Source organism: Micromonospora sp. BQ11 (assembly GCF_052068135.1).
Taxonomy (GTDB): domain Bacteria; phylum Actinomycetota; class Actinomycetes; order Mycobacteriales; family Micromonosporaceae; genus Micromonospora.
Genome location: NZ_JBQHDB010000001.1, coordinates 101348 through 121996 on the forward strand (window position 1 = coordinate 101348; position 20649 = coordinate 121996).

At 72.8% G+C, this 20649-nt stretch carries 20 protein-coding genes and 1 tRNA gene; 13 read left to right on the forward strand and 8 right to left on the reverse strand.

Annotation, left to right across the window (positions count from 1 at the left end; all coding sequences use genetic code 11):
- The 3 genes from ACTMSW_RS00575 to ACTMSW_RS00585 all read left to right on the forward strand — a co-directional run bounded on the left by ACTMSW_RS00575 (position 1) and on the right by ACTMSW_RS00585 (position 1906).
- The gene (locus tag ACTMSW_RS00575; protein WP_441179032.1) at positions 1–609 is read left to right on the forward strand and encodes a GNAT family N-acetyltransferase; all 609 of its coding nucleotides are present in this window, start codon (positions 1–3) and stop codon (positions 607–609) included.
- 178 nt (positions 610–787) lie between these two features.
- Positions 788–1585: a divisome protein SepX/GlpR gene (gene sepX, locus ACTMSW_RS00580; protein WP_441178381.1), complete on the forward strand. Its 798-nt coding sequence runs from the start codon at positions 788–790 to the stop codon at positions 1583–1585.
- 247 nt (positions 1586–1832) lie between these two features.
- Positions 1833–1906: transfer RNA gene (locus ACTMSW_RS00585), tRNA-Ala, on the forward strand.
- Positions 1907–2066: 160 nt separating this feature from the next.
- Here the strand turns inward: ACTMSW_RS00585 and ACTMSW_RS00590 are convergent.
- Complete coding sequence (locus ACTMSW_RS00590; protein ID WP_441178383.1) at positions 2067–3146, reverse strand: ice-binding family protein; 1080 nt, start codon at positions 3144–3146, stop codon at positions 2067–2069.
- Positions 3147–3444: 298 nt separating this feature from the next.
- A complete protein-coding gene (locus ACTMSW_RS00595; protein WP_441178385.1) occupies positions 3445–4320 on the reverse strand; it encodes a transglutaminase domain-containing protein in 876 nt (291 codons plus the stop codon).
- A 105-nt stretch (positions 4321–4425) separates the two neighbouring features.
- On the opposite strand from ACTMSW_RS00595, the gene ACTMSW_RS00600 reads away from it, so the two are divergent.
- From ACTMSW_RS00600 to ACTMSW_RS00610, 3 genes are read left to right on the forward strand one after another with little or no spacing between them, the layout of a single operon-like run.
- Positions 4426–4626, forward strand: a complete 201-nt coding sequence (locus tag ACTMSW_RS00600) for a helix-hairpin-helix domain-containing protein (protein ID WP_441178386.1) — start codon at positions 4426–4428, stop codon at positions 4624–4626.
- A 42-nt stretch (positions 4627–4668) separates the two neighbouring features.
- Entirely contained in the window at positions 4669–4845 is a 177-nt protein-coding gene (locus tag ACTMSW_RS00605) for a hypothetical protein (protein ID WP_441178387.1), read from the forward strand.
- 16 nt (positions 4846–4861) lie between these two features.
- Complete coding sequence (locus tag ACTMSW_RS00610; RefSeq protein ID WP_441178389.1) at positions 4862–5347, forward strand: molybdenum cofactor biosysynthesis protein; 486 nt, start codon at positions 4862–4864, stop codon at positions 5345–5347.
- A gap of 16 nt (positions 5348–5363) precedes the next feature.
- On the opposite strand, the gene ACTMSW_RS00615 is transcribed toward ACTMSW_RS00610, so the two are convergent.
- Positions 5364–6020, reverse strand: a complete 657-nt coding sequence (locus ACTMSW_RS00615) for a 4'-phosphopantetheinyl transferase family protein (RefSeq protein ID WP_441178391.1) — start codon at positions 6018–6020, stop codon at positions 5364–5366.
- 233 nt (positions 6021–6253) lie between these two features.
- Between ACTMSW_RS00615 and ACTMSW_RS00620 the strand changes: the two genes are divergently transcribed.
- Positions 6254–6499, forward strand: coding sequence for a hypothetical protein (locus ACTMSW_RS00620; protein WP_441178393.1), 246 nt, complete (start codon positions 6254–6256; stop codon positions 6497–6499).
- 58 nt (positions 6500–6557) lie between these two features.
- Here the strand turns inward: ACTMSW_RS00620 and ACTMSW_RS00625 are convergent, their stop codons facing one another.
- Both ACTMSW_RS00625 and ACTMSW_RS00630 read right to left on the reverse strand, forming a co-directional pair.
- The gene (locus ACTMSW_RS00625; protein WP_441178395.1) at positions 6558–7211 is read right to left on the reverse strand and encodes an HNH endonuclease family protein; all 654 of its coding nucleotides are present in this window, start codon (positions 7209–7211) and stop codon (positions 6558–6560) included.
- A gap of 457 nt (positions 7212–7668) precedes the next feature.
- On the reverse strand, positions 7669–9393 hold the full coding sequence (locus ACTMSW_RS00630; RefSeq protein WP_441178396.1) for a dolichyl-phosphate-mannose--protein mannosyltransferase: 1725 nt from the start codon (positions 9391–9393) through the stop codon (positions 7669–7671).
- Positions 9394–9459: 66 nt separating this feature from the next.
- Between ACTMSW_RS00630 and rsmI the strand changes: the two genes are divergently transcribed.
- Entirely contained in the window at positions 9460–10326 is an 867-nt protein-coding gene (gene rsmI / locus ACTMSW_RS00635) for a 16S rRNA (cytidine(1402)-2'-O)-methyltransferase (RefSeq protein WP_441178397.1), read from the forward strand.
- 91 nt (positions 10327–10417) lie between these two features.
- On the opposite strand, the gene ACTMSW_RS00640 is transcribed toward rsmI, so the two are convergent.
- Positions 10418–11338 (reverse strand): hypothetical protein, encoded by a 921-nt coding sequence (locus tag ACTMSW_RS00640; RefSeq protein ID WP_441178398.1) that lies wholly within the window; start codon positions 11336–11338, stop codon positions 10418–10420.
- Positions 11339–11497: 159 nt separating this feature from the next.
- Here ACTMSW_RS00640 and metG point away from each other — a divergent pair, with 159 nt between their 5' ends.
- The gene (gene metG / locus ACTMSW_RS00645) at positions 11498–13300 is read left to right on the forward strand and encodes a methionine--tRNA ligase (RefSeq protein WP_441178400.1); all 1803 of its coding nucleotides are present in this window, start codon (positions 11498–11500) and stop codon (positions 13298–13300) included.
- A 55-nt stretch (positions 13301–13355) separates the two neighbouring features.
- Here metG and ACTMSW_RS00650 read toward each other — a convergent pair whose 3' ends face one another.
- Together ACTMSW_RS00650 and ACTMSW_RS00655 are read right to left on the reverse strand one after the other, a co-directional pair.
- The gene (locus ACTMSW_RS00650; RefSeq protein ID WP_441178401.1) at positions 13356–14207 is read right to left on the reverse strand and encodes an alpha/beta fold hydrolase; all 852 of its coding nucleotides are present in this window, start codon (positions 14205–14207) and stop codon (positions 13356–13358) included.
- A gap of 80 nt (positions 14208–14287) precedes the next feature.
- A complete protein-coding gene (locus ACTMSW_RS00655) occupies positions 14288–15535 on the reverse strand; it encodes a hypothetical protein (RefSeq protein WP_441178402.1) in 1248 nt (415 codons plus the stop codon).
- A gap of 100 nt (positions 15536–15635) precedes the next feature.
- Between ACTMSW_RS00655 and ACTMSW_RS00660 the strand changes: the two genes are divergently transcribed.
- The 4 genes from ACTMSW_RS00660 (at position 15636) to ACTMSW_RS00675 (ending at position 20595) form a co-directional block, all read left to right on the forward strand.
- Complete coding sequence (locus ACTMSW_RS00660) at positions 15636–16535, forward strand: TatD family hydrolase (RefSeq protein ID WP_441178403.1); 900 nt, start codon at positions 15636–15638, stop codon at positions 16533–16535.
- 81 nt (positions 16536–16616) lie between these two features.
- Positions 16617–17486 (forward strand): 16S rRNA (adenine(1518)-N(6)/adenine(1519)-N(6))-dimethyltransferase RsmA, encoded by an 870-nt coding sequence (rsmA, locus tag ACTMSW_RS00665; RefSeq protein ID WP_441178404.1) that lies wholly within the window; start codon positions 16617–16619, stop codon positions 17484–17486.
- Positions 17487–17633: 147 nt separating this feature from the next.
- A complete protein-coding gene (locus ACTMSW_RS00670; protein WP_441178405.1) occupies positions 17634–18590 on the forward strand; it encodes a 4-(cytidine 5'-diphospho)-2-C-methyl-D-erythritol kinase in 957 nt (318 codons plus the stop codon).
- A gap of 199 nt (positions 18591–18789) precedes the next feature.
- On the forward strand, positions 18790–20595 hold the full coding sequence (locus tag ACTMSW_RS00675; protein WP_441178406.1) for an ABC-F family ATP-binding cassette domain-containing protein: 1806 nt from the start codon (positions 18790–18792) through the stop codon (positions 20593–20595).
- The last annotated feature ends 54 nt before the right edge of the window (positions 20596–20649 follow it).

Below are 20649 nucleotides of genomic sequence, written 5' to 3' on the forward strand. Positions count from 1 at the left end.
GTGCTGGTCGACGGTCCGGTGGTGCTGCGGCCGTACCGGCGGTCCGACGCCGCGGCCTGGTCGGAGATCCGCCGCGTCAACCAGGCGTGGCTGGCACCGTGGGAGTCGACCCTCCCGGGTAGTTGGAACGAGCTGAACTCGCCGGCCGCGTTCCGCTGGGTGTACCGGGACCAGCGCCGCTCGGCGCGTACCGGTGACGGGATGCCCTTCGCGGTCTGCCTGCGCGAGCACGGGCGGGAACGGCTGGTCGGGCACCTCAACGTGGGCAGCATCGTCCGGCGGGCGTTCTGCTCGGGGTACGTGGGCTACTGGGTGGACTCCCGGGTCGCCGGGCGCGGCGTGATCCCGACCGCGATGGCGCTCGCCGTCGACCACGCCTTCGGCCCCGGCGGGCTGCACCGGATCGAGGTGAACATCCGCCCGGAGAACCGGCCGTCCCGCCGCGTCGTGGAGAAGCTGGGCTTCCGCGAGGAGGCGTACCACGTGCGCTACATGCACATCGACGGCGCCTGGCGCGACCACATCGGCTATGCGATGACCAGCGAAGAGGTCGCCGCCGAGGGCGGTCTGCTGGCCCGCTGGCACCGGGTACGCACCACCACGGGGTGAATCGTCCCACGCGTGACGATCGGCGCGGCGTGGCAGGATCCGGTGTGCCCGCCCGTAACCTCAAGTAACTGCAAGCTGCGGCAAGCGCTGCCTGACCGTACGATCCACGCGCCTCCGGGCGAGTCGTGGAAGATCCTGCGGCCGGACGGCGGTTGCCCCGAACTCGGTGACGGGAGGGGTGAGGGTGCCGACCTCGGTGCTCCTCGCCGTCCTCGCCGCCGCCGGTCTGCTCGCCCTCGCCCCGGCGCTGGTCCGTCGGTACGACGCCACCGAGCGGCTGGCGGCGGAGCGGGCGCAGTCGACGGCGCGGGTGCTGCAGCGCCGCCGGCGGCGTCGTACTGTCCCGGGTCGCCGGCCGGTGCATCCGCCCCGTGCTCTTGTCGTCACCCTCAGTGAAGATCCCGTCACTGGGACTCTCGCTCCGCCGGTCTCCGCGCCGCCCGCCCCGGTGCGCCGCTCCGGCCGGCTCCGTGCCGTCCCGCCCGCGCGCAACCGCGCCCGCCGACGGCCACCGCGCCGCCGCCAGCACACGCCCGCCGTCTACCGCCGGCGTCGCGTCCTCGCCGCGCTGCTTCTGCTCAACGTCGTCGAGCTGGTCGGCGTGGCGGTGGTCGGCCCCGGATTCTGGATCGGCTTCGCGGTCACCGGCACGCTGCTCGTCGTGTACGTCGTACACCTGCGGTCGAGGGCTCTGGCGGACGGCCGGCGGCGGCGCGCGAACGCCCGGGAGGCGGCGTGGCTGGCCGCGCGCCAGGCCGAGGTCCGGCGGGAGCAGGCCCGCCGTGCGGCGGCCCGCCGGGAGGCGCAGCGCCGCCTGGCGGCCCAGCGCGAGGCGGTACGCCGTACCGCGATGGGCCTGGACCGCCCGGCCGACCTGCCGGCGGCGGCCAGCGGGGGTTCGGTGTCCTACCGGCGGGCCGGTGGCGGGCTACGCGGGCGCCCCTACCAGTCCGGCCGGGGCTCCCACTCGGCCTGACGGCCGCTCCTGATCTTGCCCCTCCCTCGCTCCCCCTTCCCCTTTCCCTTGATCGACTCGGTTTCATTCATATCGGGCTGTCCAGGTCGGTGGGATGGCCCGACTTCATTGATCCCGAGTGGATCTTGCCGTGTGGTGGGGTGGCGGCGCGCCGGGGTGATTCGCGGTGGAGGGGCGGGACCTGTTAGCCTTGTCGCCGGCCCGCCCGGTGAAAGCCGGGTGGGACCGATGCCGGTTCGCCGGCGGAGGGGCTGTGGCGCAGTCCGGTAGCGCACCTCGTTCGCATCGAGGGGGTCAGGGGTTCGAATCCCCTCAGCTCCACGCAGTTGAAAGGCCGTCTCCGCTATCTGGAGACGGCCTTTTTCAATCCTGTCCGCGCCGAGTTCCAAGCGGACGTGTCCACCCCTGCTGAACGACCCGCAAGGTGCCCGTTGGCACCGTGACCCCGGCGGTCGGTGACCGACCGCCGGGGTCTGCCCGGTCAGGACTCGGAGATCCTGCGGCGGTAGGCGAGAAGCAGGGCGGCGCCGGTGGCGACGGAGATGGTGCCGAGGCCCGTCAGGACGGGTATCAGCGCACTGCCGCCGCTACTGCCCGTCACCGGTAGCTGCGTGCGGCTGGGGATCGGAGACCCCGTCGGAGCTCCCGTGGGCTGGCCGGTCGGACCCCCTGTGGGACTTCCGGTGGGCTGGCCGGTCGGGGTGCCCGTGGGAGCGCCGGTCGGGGTGCCCGTCGGGGTGCCGGTCGGGGTGCCGGTCGGGGTGCCGGTGGGCTGGCCGGTCGGGGTGCCCGTGGGAGTGCCGGTCGGGGTGCCCGTCGGGGTGCCCGTCGGGGTGCCGGTCGGGGTGCCGGTCGGGGTGCCGGTGGGCTGGCCGGTCGGGGTGCCCGTCGGAGTGGTTGTCGGGGTTCCGGTCGGCTGGAGGCAGACGGGGGCGTTGATGGTGTTGGTGTCGAGGGTGACGGCGCCGGTTCGGGCCAGGGCGCGGCCTTGGAGGGTTGCGCCGGTGTTCATGGTGATCGAGGTCTGGGCCAGGATGTTGCCCACGAACCGGGTGCCGGTGCCGATCGTGGCCGAGCTGCCCACCTGCCAGTAGACGTTGCAGGGCGACGCGCCGTTGATGAACACGACGCTGCTGTTGGAGGCCGTGGTGAGGGTGGAGTCGATCTGGAAGATGAACACGGCCGCGGGGTTGTTCTCGGAGTTCAGGGTGAGGGTGCCGGTGAGTTGGGCGGCGCCGATCCGGTACACGCCGGGGGTGAGTGTGGAGCCGCCGAGTTCGGCGGGGAGGTTGGTGAACGGGACCCGGCCGGCGGCGTCGTTGTAGGCGGTGGTCAGGTCGTTCTTGGCTTGCAGGGCGACGGCGTCGCCGAGGTGGATCTCGCCGGCAACGATCCCCGGTGGGAAGCCCGGCGCGGTGTTGCCGGGATGGACGCCGAGATCCTGCGCCAGGAAGCTCGGGCCGGTGTTGGTGACGGTGGAGCCGGCCAGCACGGAGAAGTTCGCCGCTGTTCCCAGGCCGACCGGTGCCGGCTGGGCGCTGGCACCGGTGGCGGTGAGCATCAGCACGGCGGTGGCCGCGCAAGCGGCGGTGACGGCTGCAAGCGCCGGCAGTAGGACGCGTCGGCGATGACGGATTGAAGTGACTGTCACGATGTGGCCTCTCATGGTGTGTCTCCGGCAGGCGCTGTCACGACAGCGACCCTGAGTCACGCCTATGTGCAAACATGGGCAATCGGGACTTTTGCACATGTAAGCCTATGAAGAGGCCAAACCGGCGAAGTCTCTGTCCTAACTCCCCAGGGCTACGTCCCGCAATAGGTGCATGGGGCTCAAATCCCCTCAGCAACCGGGTGGTTCATCAACGGCACAGATCAACCGTGGTGACGATGCCCGCAGTGGGGGAGTGGCTGCGGATTTCAGGGCCGGGGCGCAGTCTGGCGTCGGCCGCGTACCGGTCGGTGAGCGCCTTCTCCGCGGTCTCGTCGCCGTCGTCAGCGGCGAGCAGCAGTGCGGCGATCTCGTCGGCGAGCGCGATGTCCGCGTCCGCGATGTCGCCGGTCATCGCGCCGAAGTCGTCCCAGAGCAGCAGCTCGTCCTTCTGGCGATGGGCGAGTTCCTGCAGGACGTAGTTGTAGACGAACCAGGCACCCCGGATCGGTGACCCCGGGTGCACGCCGTAGACGTCGGGGTCGATCGTCCCGGCCCGGTACGCCGACCACACCCGCGCCGCCGAGTCGAAGAGCCCTGCCCGCGGGTCGATGTCGTAGCCGTCGAACCGCCAGTCGCCGGCCGGGTCGAGCTCCGGATCGGCCCAGACCCAGCGGTCGCCGTTCCAGTACTCCACCAGCACGTGATCGTGGTGCCAACCGGGCACGAAGTAGGAGACGAAGCCGACGCGACTGCGGGCGGGGATGCCGTGCTGACGCAGTATAGCGACCGACAGCAGGGTGTGGTCCCGGCAGCAGCCGGCGACCCGGTCGGCGACCGGACGCGCGGCGGTGAGGGGCAGCGGGAAGCGGGACTGGTCGGTGTCGACGATGCGATCCACCCAGCGGCAGTTCACTTCCTCCAGCCGGTCCGCGGGCAGCTCCACGCCGCCGGCACGGTAGTGGACGATCACGTTGCGGGCGATCGCCGCGACGGTGGCGATGTCGGCGGGTACGGCGTCGAGGAGCGAGCCGTGCCGGCGGGGATCGCTGTAGGGGGAGTGCGCCCGGTACTCGTCGATGTCCATGCGACGATCGTCGCCCCCTCTTCAACAGGGTCACAAGCATCTGCCGGATGTGCCCGCGAAATTGGGCTCATGGAACCGGGAGCCCGGATGGCTAGCATCAGCGGCATGACCTCCACACTCGACACGATGCCGAAGATCGGCGCGCCGGCGACGCGGGCACTGAACGACGCCGGTTACACGACGCTGCGTCAGCTCGCGGGTGTGTCGCGCGCGGAGTTGGCCAAGCTGCATGGCGTGGGGCCGAAGGCGCTCGGCATCATCCAGAGCGCGCTGGAGCAGCACAACCTCAGCCTGGACCAGGGCTGAGCCCTCCGTCCCCGATGGCGGCGGCTTCCTACACTCGCCGGCATGACCGCACCCCAGCTTGTCTGCCCCCTCTGCCGGGGCACGGATTTCCAGCAGGAAGAGGCCCGCCAGGACAGCCGGTGGGGGTTCACGAGCCACCGCATGACCCTGATGGTCTGCCGTCGATGCCGGTACGTGCTGCACTTCTACGACCGTCACAGCATCTTCGACTTCGACTGATCCCTAGACTCGACGCGTGCCCGAGATCGTCCAGTTGCTGGCCTCGCCCGTGCACCGCCTCGTGGGTCGGCCGGCGGACGGTCCCGCCCCGGCCCCGCCGAACGAGCTGGTCGAGGAGATCAGGATCCGGGCCGGTCTCGGCGTCGTGGGCGACCGGTACTTCGGCAAGCCGGCGCACCGCGCCGCCAGCGTCACGATCATCGCGCGGGAGTCGCTGCCGCCCGGTGTCGACCTGGTGCAGGTCCGCCGCAACATCCTGACCGTCGGCCTCGCGGTGGACGAGCTGCTCGGGTCGGTGTTGACCCTGGATTCGGGGGACGGCCCGGTGCGGCTCCGGGTCAACCGCCCGGCCAACCCGTGCGCCTGGATGGATGTCACCGTCGGCCCGGGTGCGTTCAAGGCGCTGCGCCGCCGGGGCGGCGTCCGGTGCACGCCACTGGACGACGGCGTGCTGCGCGTGGGCCCGGTCGCGGTGGCCGTCGAGGAGGCCGACCCGGCGTGACCACCATGGGGGCGGCTCAGCGGTGCCGGAGCACGGCCGCCGTCCGTACCAGCTCCGGTTCGATCGCGAATCTCCCGGTGATCACCGTGGGCGGGTCCGCGACCGGCGCCGCCGCGACCTTCGCCGGTGAGATCCGCGCGACGAAGGTCCCCGACGAAGGGTCCAGCTCCACGACCGCGTCGTGGAAGTCCAGCCAGCTACCCACGACCGGGTGCCAGACCTTGTAGACGGTCTCCTTCGCGCTGAACAGCACCACCGGCCAGGAAACCCCGGCGGGCAGCCGCGCACAGTGCTCCTCCTCGTCGGAGGAGCAGATCATCCGGCGTACGGCCGGGTCGAGCTGTTTGTGTCGCTCGGCGTCGATGCCGACGGACCGGACCTCGACGGCGCGGGCCGCGGCGGCGGCGCAGTAACCGCGGGTGTGGGTGATGGTGCCGACCACGCCGGCCGGCCAGGCCGGCGAGCGGTCGGGCGACGACGTGACCGGGAGCGGCGGCAGGCCGAGCGCGGCCATCGCCCGCCGGGCGCAGACGCGCCCGGCGGTGAAGTCGCGGCGCCGGGTCTCGACCACCCGTCCGCCGAGGCAGGCCGCCTCGGTCGACAGCAGCTCGCCGGTCCAGTCGGTGGGCCCGGCCACGGCCACCGCGACCTCCGGCGGCAGCAGGTCACGCATCGGCAACCTCCCGGAGGTTGACGGTCAGGATCAGTTCGGCCATGGTCGATCAACGTACCGCAGCGACGTGACGCCGGGGTGCCCTGAAGTGCCGATGTAACGCCGGAGTGCTCCGTAACGCTTACTGTACGTCGTCTGGCGACCTGTGATCATCCACTGTCGACGTCGTGGTGCTCCCGCGGAGCGGGTGCGGCGTCCCGGAAGGGAGCGCGATGACCGGTACGGGAGCCCGCGTGCCAGACGTGGGGGAGCACGCCCCGCTGGCGCCCGGCTGGACCTGTGGCACCTGCGGTGACGAGTGGCCCTGCGCGGCCAAGCGCAGCCGGTTGCTGGAGGAGTACCGCCTGGACCGGGCCATGCTCAGCGTGTACCTGGGCTCGTGTCTCGCCGCAGCCAGCCAGGACCTGCGTCCGCCGGTCGGCACGTCGCTCCAGGACCGGTTCATCGGGTGGCTACCCCGGACGTCGCCCCTGCCCTGACCGCCACACGGTGCGGGGCGGGTGGTCGGCCACCCGCCCCACACCGCCGTGTCCCGGATCAGTACGCGTGGGTCACCGTGACGGTGACATTCGAGCAGGAGTTGCCCCAACTGGTCAGGGCGTTCTTCTCCCCGCTGTCGACGGTCAGCCGCCAGCGGGTCTTGACCGCCGTCCACTCGCGCACGTAGCGGCACTTCTCGTACGTCGGCATCCAGGTGGTCGGGTCCTGGTCGCCCTTGGCCTGGTTGACGTCGTCGGTGACCGCGACCAGCGAGCGTACGTCGCCGAGGTCGTTGGCGAACGCCTGCCGGCGCGAGGTGGTCCAGTTGCGGGCACCGGAGTCCCACGCCTCGGCGAGCGCGACGACGTGGTCGATGTCGAGGTCCGACGGGTTGGTCCACGAGGCCGCGTCGTAGTAGGAGTACCAGCGGCCGCCGCTGAGGTAGCAACCGGAACCGACCGACGGCACCGTGGTGGCCTCGGCGATCAGCACCTCGTACCGGGCGTTGCAGCCGTCACCGTCGGCGTCGGTCCAGTGCGGGAACAGGTCCCGGGAGTAGCCGGTGCGAACCTCGGAGGCGACCGGCAGGTCGGCGATGAGAGTGCGCAGCGGCACGGAGATGGTGGCGGCCCGGGCGGGGGCGGTCAGGCCGAGGGTCGAGAGGGTGACGGCGGCCAGCAGGCCGCCGATCCAGCGGAGGGTGCGGGTCATCGCGGACTCCATCGGTCGTCGTCGGGATGACGACAGTGCAGTGGAGCCGAGTTCCGACCGATCCGCCGGTAAGTGGCCGGCGAGGGAAATTGGTCGATACGTTCGGGGAACGTGCTCGTGGGCCTCGAATCGGGGCCGGGAATCGTCGGGGAGACCTGCGCCGATCCGCCACGTTTCCGGGCGATAACCGTCCGTCAGGTTCTGAATGTAAACCTTCCGGCCGGCGTGGCATCGGTCGGAAATCTGACCCAGGTCGACCCGTTGTGCCGGTCGTACAGTCTGGTTAAGCTTCTCGTGCGCGCCTCAATCGCCCGCTTCCCCCGTGGCAGGCGATCGGGGCGCGCCCTAACTGTCAAAGGGCCCACACGCTGCAGCGTGTGGGCCCTTTCCTGTCCTCGGATCGAGGTCCGGGCGGAGGCGGCCACGCCGGGCCGCCTCCGCACCGGGGCGCCGTCCGTCAGATCCAGCGGCCGTCGAGCCACATCCGTGCCGACCAGTCCTCGTACGGGAGCAGCTCGGCGACGAAGATCGGATAGAAGTACGCGAAGCACAGCGCGACCAGCAGCACGTACGCCCCGGCGATGACCCCTCCGACCAGCCGGCGGTCGGCGGTGGTCTCGGCCGACGCGGTGGTGGTCTCGTCGAGCGGCCCGCCCGGCGTGGCGATCGCGCCCAGCACGTACGTCACCGCCAGCACCAGGAACGGCAGGGCCGGAGCGGTGTAGAAGGAGAACATCGTCCGGCCGCCGTCGAGCGCGAACCAGAACCAGGGCAGCAGCCCGGCCGCGACGACGAGCAGGATCGCGCCGGCCCGCCAGTCCCGCCGGGCGAGCCCGAGCCAGGCGAGCGCGGCCAGCGCCGGCAGGAACGACCACCAGAGCAGCGGCGTGCCGAGCAGCAGGATCTCCGAGGCGCAGGACGGCGCACCGCAGGCGCCCTCGCCGGACCAGTAGAAGGCGACCGGGCGGCCCAGCAGCAGCCACTGCCACGGCCAGGACTGGTACTTGTGCGGGTCGTCCAGCGTCGAGTGGAAGCCGTACGCGGCCTTGTGATACTCGATCAGGTTGGCCAGCGCACCGATGACCGGCGTGTCGCTGAGCGGCGCCGTGGGCCACCGTTGCGGGTCGACCACCCGGTAGTAGCCCTCGTCGCCGAGCAGCCAGCCGGACCAGGTGGCCACGTAGGTGAGGACCAGCAGCACACCGGCGACCACCATCCAGGGCAGCTCGTCGAGCGCGGTGTCCCGCCACGGCCGGCGTACCCCCGCCGTGCGGCGCACACCGACCTCCCAGAGCAGCACCAGCAGCGCGAAGGCCGGCAGGAAGTAGAGCGCGCTCCACTTCACCGCGCAGGCGCAGCCCAGCAGCACCCCGGCGGCGAGCCGCCACCACGGCCAGGTCCGCCAGCCGCCGGGTGGGCGGCCGGCGCGGCCGGGCCGTTTCGGGTCGAGCCCGGCATCGAGGGCGCGGGCCCAGCGCCGCCGCCGGGAGTCCCGGTCGAGGACCAGGGCGCCGAACGCGGCGAGCACGAAGAAGAGCAGGAAGATGTCGAGCAGGGCGGTGCGCGACAGCACCAGGTGGAAGCCGTCCAGGGCGAGCAGCAGACCGGCCGTGCAGCCGAGAAGCGTGGACCGGAACAGCCGCCGGCCGATGCGTACCAGCAGCAGCACCGACAGGGTGCCGACCAGGGCGGCGGAGAAGCGCCAGCCGAACTCCGGTGCGGTGGTGACGATGTGCCCGGGGACCGAGATGCCGTGCTCGGCGTCGGAGTAGCCGAAGGCCCACTCGCCGAGCCCGATGAGCCACTTGCCCAGTGGCGGGTGCACCACGTACGACGGGCCGCCGTCCTTGTAGTTCCACTCGACGCCCTTGTCGACCAGGGCCCACGCGTCCCGGGCGTAGTAGGTCTCGTCGAAGATCTTGCCGGGCGGGTGGCTCAGGCCGACGAACCGCAGGATCGCCGCGATCGCGACGATCACCCCGGTGGCGAGCCAGGAGCGTCCGTCGAGCCGGGCCTCGACGGTGGCCAGGCGGCGCCGGACGATGTCGGGCACACCGCCGCCACCGGACGCGGCGGAGTCTCCGGCGGTGATCTCGATGGGCCGCTGCGGGTCGTCGCCGTCGGGTCCGGAGTGCTCCGGTCCGGCCTGGCCCGCGCTGTGCGCTGTCGACGCCTGGGTCACCTGGCGATCGTAGGCTGCGGAGGTGGCCGGTGGCGCCCGTCGTCCCCGAATCCGGAACCGTTATCGATGAAGGAGCACCAACTCGTGGGTGAAATGTCCGACACCGGGTGCCTGATCCTGCTGGGCGCGCCGCTCGGCAACCCCGCCGACGGCTCCGCGCGTCTCCGGCAGGTGCTCGCCACCGCCGACGTGGTGGCCGCCGAGGACACCCGACGGCTCAGCCGGCTCGCCCGGGACCTCGACATCACCGTCGAGGGCCGGATCGTCTCCTACTTCGAGGGCAACGAGGAACGGCGTACGCCGGAACTGGTCGAGGCTCTCGTCGCCGGTTACGTGGTCGCCCTCGTCACCGACGGCGGCATGCCGAGCGTCTCCGACCCCGGCTACCGGCTGGTCCGGGGTGCCCTGGACGCCGGCGTGCCGGTCACCTCTGCGCCCGGCCCGAGCGCGGTGACCACCGCCCTCGCGCTGTCCGGGCTGCCCAGCGACCGGTTCTGCTTCGAGGGTTTCCTGCCGCGCACCCCGAGCGGCCGACGCTCCCGGCTGCGCGCCCTCGCCACCGAGGAACGCACCCTGGTCCTCTTCGAGGCGCCGCACCGCATCACCGGCGCGCTCGCCGATCTGGCCGCCACCTTCGGTGCGGACCGGCCCGCCGCGCTGTGCCGGGAGCTGACCAAGACGTACGAACAGGTCGTCCGCAAGCCGCTCGGGGAACTGGCCGACTGGGCCGCCGCGCAGGAGCCACGCGGCGAGATCACCCTGGTGGTCGCCGGAGCACCGGAGACTGCCGCCGAACGCCCGGACGACGACACGCTGCGCGCGGCGGTCGCCGACCGGGAGGCCGCCGGGATGTCCCGGCGGGACGCGATCACCGACGTCGCGACGGCGTACGGACTGCGCCGCCGCGACGTCTACGGCGTCGTCCACAGCTGACGTGTAAGGAAGGGCCCCCGCTTAACGCCTCGTGCATAGGAAGGGCCCCTTCTTAACGCGGGGCGTTAAGAAGGGGCCCTTCCTTCAACCGTCACCAGGCTGCGACGAGGAAGCCCACGGTGATCAGCAACGGGCCGGCCAGCCCGGCGCCGACCGCCCAGCGGCGGGCCCGCGGGTCGGCGAGTCGAGCCGCCCCGGTCCACCGGACGATCCCCACCGCGCAGCCCAGCACCGTCACCAGGCCGAGCAGCCACCGTAGGTGCCCCCGCGCGCCGGTGTCCGCGTACGCGGTGGCAGCGTCCGGGCCGGTCATCCGGGCGGGCATCGTCGCGCCCGGTGTCGCCCGTTCCCGGGGCACTCCGCTGACCGCGACGCCGTGGGCGAAGAACCGCTCCCGCTCGGCGACGAAGGTGCCCCGGCACCGCTGGCCGAGCCCCCCTCCGGTGCAGTCGTCGACGACCACCCGGCCCGGCGTGGCGTGTCCGACCGCCAGCCAGAACGGCGCCGCGCTGACCCAGGCGAAGAACGCCGCCGCCAGGCTCAACGCCACCAGCGCGGCGAGCCCCGGCAGCGGATCCGGTGGGTGGGCGGGCCGGGCGGCCCGGGTGGGCCGCCACCGCAGGACCCGGGTCACCCAGCGCTCCCCGGCTGGCTCCTCCCGCACCGGCGTACCGTCCCAGTGCACCTGCTCGATCGGCGCCCACGGCGCGTCGTCGGCGTCGGCGGGCGTACCCGCGTCGGTGGAACGCCCGCGGCGGAGCCGGCGCGGCTGACGCAGCGGGGCCCGGCGTGGCAGCGCGTCGACCGGCGCCCCCGTCGTCGGCTCGACCTCGACGGCGGCCTCCGGCTCGGGCGCCTCCGCCGGCCGGTCCGGCGGCACCGCCGGCACCGGCCGGGGGTGCGGTGCCACCGCGCCGCCGCGCGCCGGCGGCCCGACCGGGTCCCGGCGTCCGCCCGCCGACGGCCCGGAGGGACGCTCGTCGTGGTCCCGCGCCGCTCGTCTGCTACTCACGGTGACCATTGGACACCGGTACGCGGTGGGTGCCCCGCAGCTCAGGCCGCGTGTCGGCGACAAAACGGACCAACGGCGGACCCGGTCCGGACCGACCCGTCGACCCGTCCGGCCTATTGGTTCGCGGCCCTCCCCGACGGGTCACTAGGCTTGCTGGTCATGAGTCACGTTCTCGCGGCGGTAGCCTGGCCCTACGCCAACGGCCCGCGCCACATCGGCCATGTCTCCGGCTTCGGCGTTCCCTCCGACGTCTTCGCCCGGTACATGCGGATGGCCGGCCACGACGTGCTCATGGTCTCCGGCACCGACGAGCACGGCACGCCCATCCAGGTGCAGGCCGACGCCGAGGGGGTCAGCCCGCGCGAGCTGGCCGACCGCTACAACCGGGTGATCGTCGAGGACCTGCACGGCCTCGGTCTGTCCTACGACCTGTTCACCCGGACCACCACCCGCAACCACTACGCGGTGGTGCAGGAGCTGTTCGAGGGGATGTACCGCAACGGCTACATCGTGCCGAAGACCACCATGGGGGCCATCTCCCCGTCCACCGGCCGGACGCTGCCCGACCGCTACATCGAGGGCACCTGCCCCATCTGCGGGTACGACAGCGCCCGCGGCGACCAGTGCGACAACTGCGGCAACCAGCTCGACCCGATCGACCTGATCGACCCCAAGTCGAAGATCAACGGGGAGACCCCGAAGTTCGTCGAGACCGAGCACTTCTTCCTGGACCTGCCGGCGCTGGCCGACGTGCTGCGGCAGTGGCTGGACGACCGTGAGGGTTGGCGGCCCAACGTGCTGCGGTTCTCCAGGAACCTGCTCGGCGACCTCCAGCCCCGGGCCATCACGCGGGACCTGGAGTGGGGCGTTCCGATCCCCCTCGACGGCTGGCGGGAGCGGGGCGACAAGCGGATCTACGTGTGGTTCGACGCGGTGATCGGCTACCTGTCCGCGTCCATCGAGTGGGCCCGCCGCTCCGGTGACCCGGAAGCCTGGCGGAAGTGGTGGTCCACCGACGGCGAGGGCAAGGACGCCCGCGCCTACTACTTCATGGGCAAGGACAACATCGTCTTCCACTCGGTGATCTGGCCGGCGCTGCTCTCCGGCTACTCCGGCGAGGGCGCGAAGGACGGCGAGCCGGGCACGCTGGGGCGGCTCAACCTACCCACCGAGGTGGTCTCCAGCGAGTTCCTGACCATGGAGGGGCGCAAGTTCTCGTCGTCCCGCCGGGTCGTCATCTACGTCCGGGACTTCCTGGAGCGGTACGACGCCGACGCGCTGCGCTACTTCATCGCCGTCGCCGGCCCGGAGAGCAACGACACGGACTTCACCTGGGCGGAGTTCCTCCGGCGCAACAACGACGAGCTGGTCGCCGGCTGGGGCAACCTGGTCAACCGGTCGGTCTCCATGGCGGCGAAGAACTTCGGCGCGATCCCGCCGGTCGATCCCGCCGGCCTCACCGAGGCCGACGAGGCGCTGCTGGCGGTCGCCCGGGCCGGGTTCGCGACCGTCGGCGAGCTGATCGGCAAGCACCGGCAGAAGCAGGCGATCGGCGAGGCGATGAAGGTGGTCGCCGAGGCCAACCGCTACCTGTCCGAGCAGGCCCCCTGGAAGCTGAAGGACGAGGCGGACAAGCCCCGGATGGGCACCATCCTGCACGTCGCCCTCCAGGTGGTCAGCGACGCCAACACGCTGCTCACCCCGTTCCTGCCGCACTCCGCGCAGAAGGTCCACGAGCTGCTCGGCGGCACCGGCGTGCATGCGCCGATGCCGGTCGTGCAGGAGGTCGACGACCTCGACGGTGGTCCCGCGTACCCGGTGCTGACCGGCGACTACACGGTCGGCGCGCGCTGGGAGTCGGTCCCGCTGGAGGTCGGCCGACCCCTCGCGGCGCCGAAGCCGGTCTTCCGCAAGCTCGACCCGTCGATCGTCGACGAGGAGCTGGCCCGCCTCACCGCCTGAGCCGCGACGGTCCGGGGGCGCCCGCCCCCGGACCGTGGTGCGTACGGTGGCGCGGTCAGGCGCGGGCCATCGTGGGCGACCCGATGAACTCCATGATCGCCTGGTTGACCTCGCGGGCGTTGGTCCACGGGGTGCCGTGCGGAGCGCCCTTCAGGGTGATCAGCTGACTGCCGGGCAGCATCGGCTGCAGCCGCGCGCCCGTCTTCGGGTACGGCAGCACCGCGTCCTTGTCGCCCTGCACGATCAGCACCGGCACGTCGATCCGGGCCACGTCCGGGCGGAAGTCCTCCTGCCAGGCGTCGACGCAGTCGTGGGTGCCCTTCGCCGAGGCCCGGGCGCCGATCTCCCAGTGCGCCCGGTGTGCCTCCTCGCTGACCAACCTGCCCTTGTTCTCCTGGTAGTTGAAGAACGCCTCGCAGAACTCGGTCAGGTAGGCGAACCGGTCGGCGATGATCGCGTCCTGGAAGCCCTGGAAGAGACTCTTCTCGACCCCCTCCGGGTTGTCCGCCGTCTGCAACAGGAACGGCGCCAACGGGGCGAGCAGCACCGCCCGCTGCACCCGCTGCGAGCCGTACACACCCAGGTACCGGGTCACCTCACCGGTGCCCATCGAGTGACCGACGAGGATCGTGTCCCGCAGGTCCAGCTCGGTCATCAGCACGTCCAGATCGGCCGTGAACGTGTCGTAGTCGTACCCGAACGTCGGCTGGGCGGAGTTGCCGAAACCGCGCCGGTCGTACGTGATCACCCGGTATCCGGCGTTGAGCAGGGGGATGGCCTGCTTCTCCCAGGTCGCCCCGCTGAAGGGGAAGCCGTGGATCAGCACGATCGGCTGGCCGGACCCGTGGTCCTCGTAGTACAGGTCGATCGGCGCGGAGTTCTCCGTCCCCACGGTGATGAAAGGCATGCGTGTCTCCCGAGGTCGCGCTCCTGGTCGGTCGCGCCGCGCATTCCCACCCCGTCCGCCGATATGTCCCCGGGCGCGCCCTACACCGCGTACGGGTGGTCCACCACTCGGTCGTCGACCACCTCGGTCCCCGGCGCCCAGGTCTCGTAGACGCCCCGTTCGTGGCACTGCGCCCCGGTGGTCGCCACCGACTCCGGATCCGGCCGGCACAGTCGCAGCCGCAGCCAGCCGGCCTCCTCCCGCAGCACCAGGCAGAGCACACCGCGCCACTGGCCGTAGCGCACCCGGCGGGCCGCCGAGTCGACCGGGTACCGGGCCGCGCGGGTCATCGCCAGCACCCGGAACCCGCCCGGCATGTCCGCCACGGCCTCGTACTCGCCGCCGGCGTAACCGCCGACCAGCTGCGTCGCGCGGGGCGCCTCCCCGGTCGGCACGTACTCCTGGTCGGGGGAGAGCCCCGGCACCGCCGCCAACAGGTGCCGCCACTGCGGGCCCACCATGCGCAGCCACCCGCGCTGCTCGGCCTGGTAGGTGTAGAGCACCACCTCCACCCCGTCGGTCGGGTAGGCGAGCAGGGCGGCGTTCGCCGGCATCGGCAGGTCGGCGAAGTCACGGGTGACGAACTCGGGGATCAGGTGACTGTTGCTCGGCACGAAACCCGTGCCCAGCACCGCCGCGCCGAGCCGGTCCCGGGGTGCCAGGAGGGTCAACCCGTGGTGCTCCGCGCCGGCCGGTACGTCGTAGTCGGACGGGTCCGCGGCCCGCCAGCGCAGCGCGTACGTCACATCGGTGCCGTCCCGGGCCTCCGCGCCGTCACTGCGCAGCACCGCCGTACCGCCCGGGGTGCGCAGGTGCGCGACGTCGTGCTCGCGGTAGCAGAAGCCGTGCGGCAGCCGTCCCCGTACGTAGCCCGCGAGCTGCCGGGCGGAGAGCACCTTCACCATCCGGGTGCCCCGCCGGATCGTCGCCGACGCGCGAACCGTGCGCAGCAACAGGTCGCCCGCCGCCCCGGGCTGCTGGCTGAGCTGGTGCACGTGCTTCCAGCCCCGCTCCCGGTGCAGCGGCACCAGCAGCGGCGCCTCCGGCTCCTCGGCCGGCTCCACCGCTCCGTGCACGGCGGTGACCTCGGTGACGTGCGCGAACTTCCGCCACGGCAGCGCGCTGCCGGGCCGAGGGGCCCACTCGAAGCCAGCCACCTCGTCCGCGCTGAACAACTCGTACGCCGCGCCGCGCGCGATCTCCTCGGCCGGGTACACCGCGCCGCCGTACGCCACGTGCAGTCCGGTCCGCTCGCCCGCGGACCCGCTGGCCTGTGGAGTGGTGGTCACGTCCTCACCCTCTCGGCTCGCTCACGTGGCGACGCTAGGCGCGTACGGCGTAGGCGGGGTGAACGAGGAATGGCCGCCGAATGGACAGACCCGGTGTGTGATGCTTGCCGCGATGAGCGAGCAGACCGAGTCCCGCAAGCAGCGCGCGGCCCGCCGGGCCGGCGAGTTCCCGCCCCCGCCGGAGGCGCTGCCCCGTCCCGTGCTGGACAGCCACACCCACCTCGACATCACGGTCAGCGAGGCCGGCGTGCCCGGCGGCGGTACCGCCGACGACCCGGTGGCGGCGGCGATCGAGGTGGCTGCCCGGGTCGGTGTCGACCGGCTGGTCCAGGTGGGCGTCGACGTGGGCTCCTCACGATGGGGCGCCGAGGTCGCCGAGACGTACGGCGCCGTGGTCGCGACCGTCGCCCTGCACCCCAACGAGGCACCCCGACTGTCCGACCTGGACGAGGCGCTACGCGAGATCGAGGCGCTCGCCGCCCGGGACCGGGTGCGTGGAATCGGCGAGACCGGCATGGACTTCTTCCGCACCGGCGACGAGGGGCGGGCCGCGCAGGAGGAGAGCTTCCGGGCGCACATCGCCATCGCGAAGCGGTACGGCAAGGCCCTGGTCATCCACGACCGTGACGCGCACGCCGACGTGCTGCGGATCCTCGACGACGAGGGCGCCCCGGACACGGTGGTCCTGCACTGCTTCTCCGGTGACGGCGACTTCGCCACCGAGTGCGTCCGCCGGGGATACGTGCTGAGCTTCGCCGGGACGGTCACCTTCGGCAGCGCCGTCGCGCTGCGCGAGGCCGCCGCCCGTACCCCACCGGAGCAGATGCTGGTGGAGACCGACGCCCCGTACCTCACCCCGATGCCGCACCGGGGAAGGCCGAACGCGTCGTACCTGATCCCGCTGACGGTCCGGTCCCTGGCCGCGACCACCGGCACCGACCTGGACGCCCTCTGCGCCGCCATCTCCGCGACCGGTGACCGCGTCTTCGGACCGTGGTGAAAGGAAGGGCCCCTTCTTAACGCCAGGCGTTAAGAAGGGGCCCTTCCTTTCACCGGCGGAGGTCCGCATACGCTACGGGGTGTGACCGGTCTCCTCGGCCCGGCGGAGATCCGGGACCTCGCCGCCCGCCTCGGCGTGGCGCCCACCAAGAAGCTCGGCCAGAACTTCGTGCACGACCCGAACACGGTCCGCCGCATCGTCACCGCCGCCGGCCTCACGCCGGACGACGTGGCGCTGGAGGTCGGCCCCGGCCTCGGGTCGCTCACGCTGGGCCTGCTCCCGGTCGCCGCGCACGTGCACGCGGTGGAGATCGACCGGACGCTGGCCGGCGCCCTGCCGGAGACCGCCGCCCGGCACGTCGGCGCGGACGCGGCCCGGCTCACCGTGCACCACGCCGACGCGCTGCGGGTCACCGCCGCCGACCTGGCCGACCCGGCACCGACGGCGCTGGTGGCGAACCTGCCGTACAACGTCGCCGTGCCGGTGGTCCTGCACCTGCTGGCCGAGCTGCCCACCCTGCGGCACGGCCTGGTCATGGTGCAGAAGGAGGTCGCCGACCGGCTCGTCGCCGGTCCCGGCTCCAAGGTGTACGGAGTGCCGTCGGTGAAGCTCGCCTGGTACTCCCGCTCCCGCGCCGCCGGCCGCGTCCCGCCGAACGTGTTCTGGCCGGTGCCGAACGTCGACTCCGGCCTGGTCGCCTTCACCCGCCGCGAGCCGCCCCGCCCCGACGTACCCCGGCAGCGGGTCTTCGCCGTGGTGGACGCGGCGTTCGCGCAGCGGCGCAAGACCCTCCGCGCCGCCCTGGCGGGCTGGGCCGGCGGCGCGGACCGCGCGGCCGCCGCCCTCACCGCCGCCGGTGTCGACCCCGGCGCACGCGGGGAGTCACTCACCGTCGAGCAGTTCGCCGCCATCGCCGCGTCGGCTCCCGCCCCCGCACCCACCGCCGGTTAGGCTGGCGCCGTGCCCGGCGAGGGCCCACCGCACGTGTACGCGTAGGACCTGGTCGACGGCCGGTACGCACCGGTCGCCGACGCCCCCCGAGGAGCTGACCGTGACCAAGCCGTTCGACATCCGCCGGTGCCCGCGGGACGTCGCCCCGTGACCGAGGCCTGGCGACCGGACGACGAGGACGACAAGCGGCGGCGTGGCGCCAGCGGGCCGGTGAAGGTCCGGGTGCCCGCCAAGGTCAACCTGCACCTCGGGGTGGGTCCGCTGCGCCGCGACGGGTACCACGAGCTGAACACCGTTTACCACGCGATCTCGATCCACGACGAGCTGACCGCGCGGCGCGGTGACACCCTCACCCTGACCATGGAGGGTGAGGGCGCCGGTGAGCTGGCCCTGGACGACTCCAACCTGGTGATCCGGGCCGCCCACGCCCTCGCCGGGTACGCGGGCGTCCTTCCGCACGCCCGGCTGCACCTGCGCAAGCAGATCCCGCTCGCCGGCGGGCTGGCCGGGGGCAGCGCCGACGCCGCCGCCGCGCTCGTCGCCTGTGACGCGCTCTGGGGCACCGGCCTGTCCCGGGACGAGCTGGCGGGCATCGCCGCCGACCTCGGTTCGGACGTGCCGTTCCTCCTCCACGGCGGCACCGCCCTCGGCACCGGTCGGGGGGAGGCGGTCAGCCCGGTCCTGGCCCGACCCACCTCCTGGCACTGGGTGGTCGCCATCGCCGACGGCGGGCTCTCCACCCCGGCGGCGTACGCCGAACTCGACCGACTCCGCGAGACCGGTGCCGCCGGTACGCCGCTGGGCAGCACCGACGCGCTCTTCGCCGCGCTGCGCCAGCGGGATCCCCGGGTGCTCGCCGCCGCCCTCGGCAACGATCTCCAGGACGCCGCGCTCGCCATGCGCCCTTCGCTGGCGGCGACCCTCAAGGCGGGGGAGTCGGCCGGCGCCCTGGCCGGCCTCGTCTCCGGCTCCGGGCCCACCTGCGTCTTCCTCGTCGCGGACGAGGCCGACGCGGGGCGGGTCGCCGCGGAGCTGGACGCCGCCGGGGTGTGCCGGGAGGCCCGCGTCGCCCACGGCCCGGTCGCCGGCGCCCGCATCATCTGACCCCCCCAACCCGCCACCCCCACCCCCGCCCGCCCGGCGTCGATCATGAAGTTGTCGACTCGCGCGTCGGCGTGTCACGGCAACAACTTCATGATCACGACGTCCTCGTTCGACGTCCGTAACGCGCGCGTACGCTGGAAGGCCAGGCGTCCCCAGGTGCCCGCCGGCACCGGGACGCCTTGATCATGGGAGGGGTGCAGTGGCCAACATCGTCAACCTGGACCGGGTGTCCAAGGGCTACGGCGCCGCCGGGCCGCTGCTCACCGACGTCTCGCTCGGCCTCGACGACGCCGACCGCATCGGCGTGGTCGGCCTCAACGGCGCCGGGAAGTCCACCCTGCTGCGGCTGCTGACCCGCAGCGAGGAGCCGGACGACGGCCGGGTCACCCACCGACGTGACCTGCGCGTCGCCTGGCTGCCGCAGACCCTGCACCTGTCCCCGGACGCCACCGTGCGGGACGTGGTCCTGGGCACCGAGTGGCTCTCCGAGAGCATGGGCGCCGAGCACGAGTGGGCCGGCGACGCGGGGGTCCGTGCGATCCTCGACGGCCTCGGCATGCCCCACCTCGGCCTCGACCAGCCGATCGGCCCGATGTCCGGCGGTGAACGCCGCCGGGTCGCCCTCGCCGCCCTGCTCGTCCGCGAGTCCGATCTGCTGATCCTCGACGAGCCCACCAACCACCTCGACGTCGGCGGCGTCGACTGGCTCGCGAAGCACCTCCTCGGCCGCAAGGGCGCCCTCGTCGTGGTCACCCACGACCGCTGGTTCCTCGACGTGGTCTGCACCACCACCTGGGAGGTCGGTGACCAGGCCGTCCGCGCGTACGAGGGCGGCTTCGCGGCGTGGACCCTGGCACGTGTCGAGCGGGAACGCGTCGCCGCCGCCACCGAGGCCCGCCGGCAGAACCTGCTCCGCAAGGAGATCGCCTGGCTGCGGCGCGGCCCGCCGGCCCGGACGTCCAAGCCGCGCTTCCGCATCGACGCCGCCAACGCGCTCATCGCCGACGTGCCGCCGCCGCGCGACACCATGTCGCTGCAACGGCTCGCCACCGCCCGGCTCGGCAAGCAGGTGTACGACCTGGAGCACGTCCGCCTGCACGCCGGCCCGAAGACCATCCTCGACGACACCACCTGGCAGGTCGGGCCCGGCGACCGGATCGCCATCCTCGGCGCCAACGGGGCCGGCAAGACCACCCTGCTGCGGATGCTCGCCGGTGTCACCCGCCCCGACGGCGGCCGGTTCGCCGTCGGCTCCACGGTCCGTCCGGCGTTCCTCTCCCAGGAGCTCGGCGAACTCCCCGGCCACCTGCGGGTCCTCGAAGCCGTCGAGGAGGTCGCCCGGCGGGTGCAGCTCGGCGACCGGGAGATCTCGGCCGCCCAGCTCGCCGAGGTCTTCGGCTTCGACGACCGGCGGCTCTGGACCCCGGTCAGCGACCTTTCCGGCGGGGAGCGGCGACGGCTCCAGATGCTCCGGCTGCTCGCCACCGAGCCGAACGTGCTCCTCTTCGACGAGCCCACCAATGACCTGGACACCGACACTCTCGCCTCGCTGGAGGACCTGCTCGACTCCTGGCCCGGCACGATCGTCGTGGCCAGCCACGACCGCTACCTGATCGAGCGGGTCACCGAGTCGGTGTACGGGATGTTCGGCGACGGCCGGCTGGTGCACCTGCCCGGCGGCGTGGACGAGTACCTGGCCCGTGCGGCCGGCCGTCCCGGCCCGGCACCCGCGCCGGCGGCTCCGGCCGTGACGGCGGACGCGCCGGCCGCCACCGGCATGTCCGCCGCCGAGGCGCGCCAGGCCCGCAAGGAGCTGACCAGGCTGGAGCGGCAGATCGGGAAGCTGGAGCAGAAGGAGACCGCGCTGCTGGACCAGCTGGCCGCCAACGCCACCGACTACGCGAAGGTCGCCGACCTCGACGCGCAGCTCAAGGAGGTACGCGCCGAGCGGGAACGCACCGAGGAGACCTGGCTGGCCCTCGCCGACGAGATCCCGCCGGTCTGAGCCCGCGGTGACGCCGTGCCCGGGGGGCCGTGTGCGGCGTCACACCTCGACATG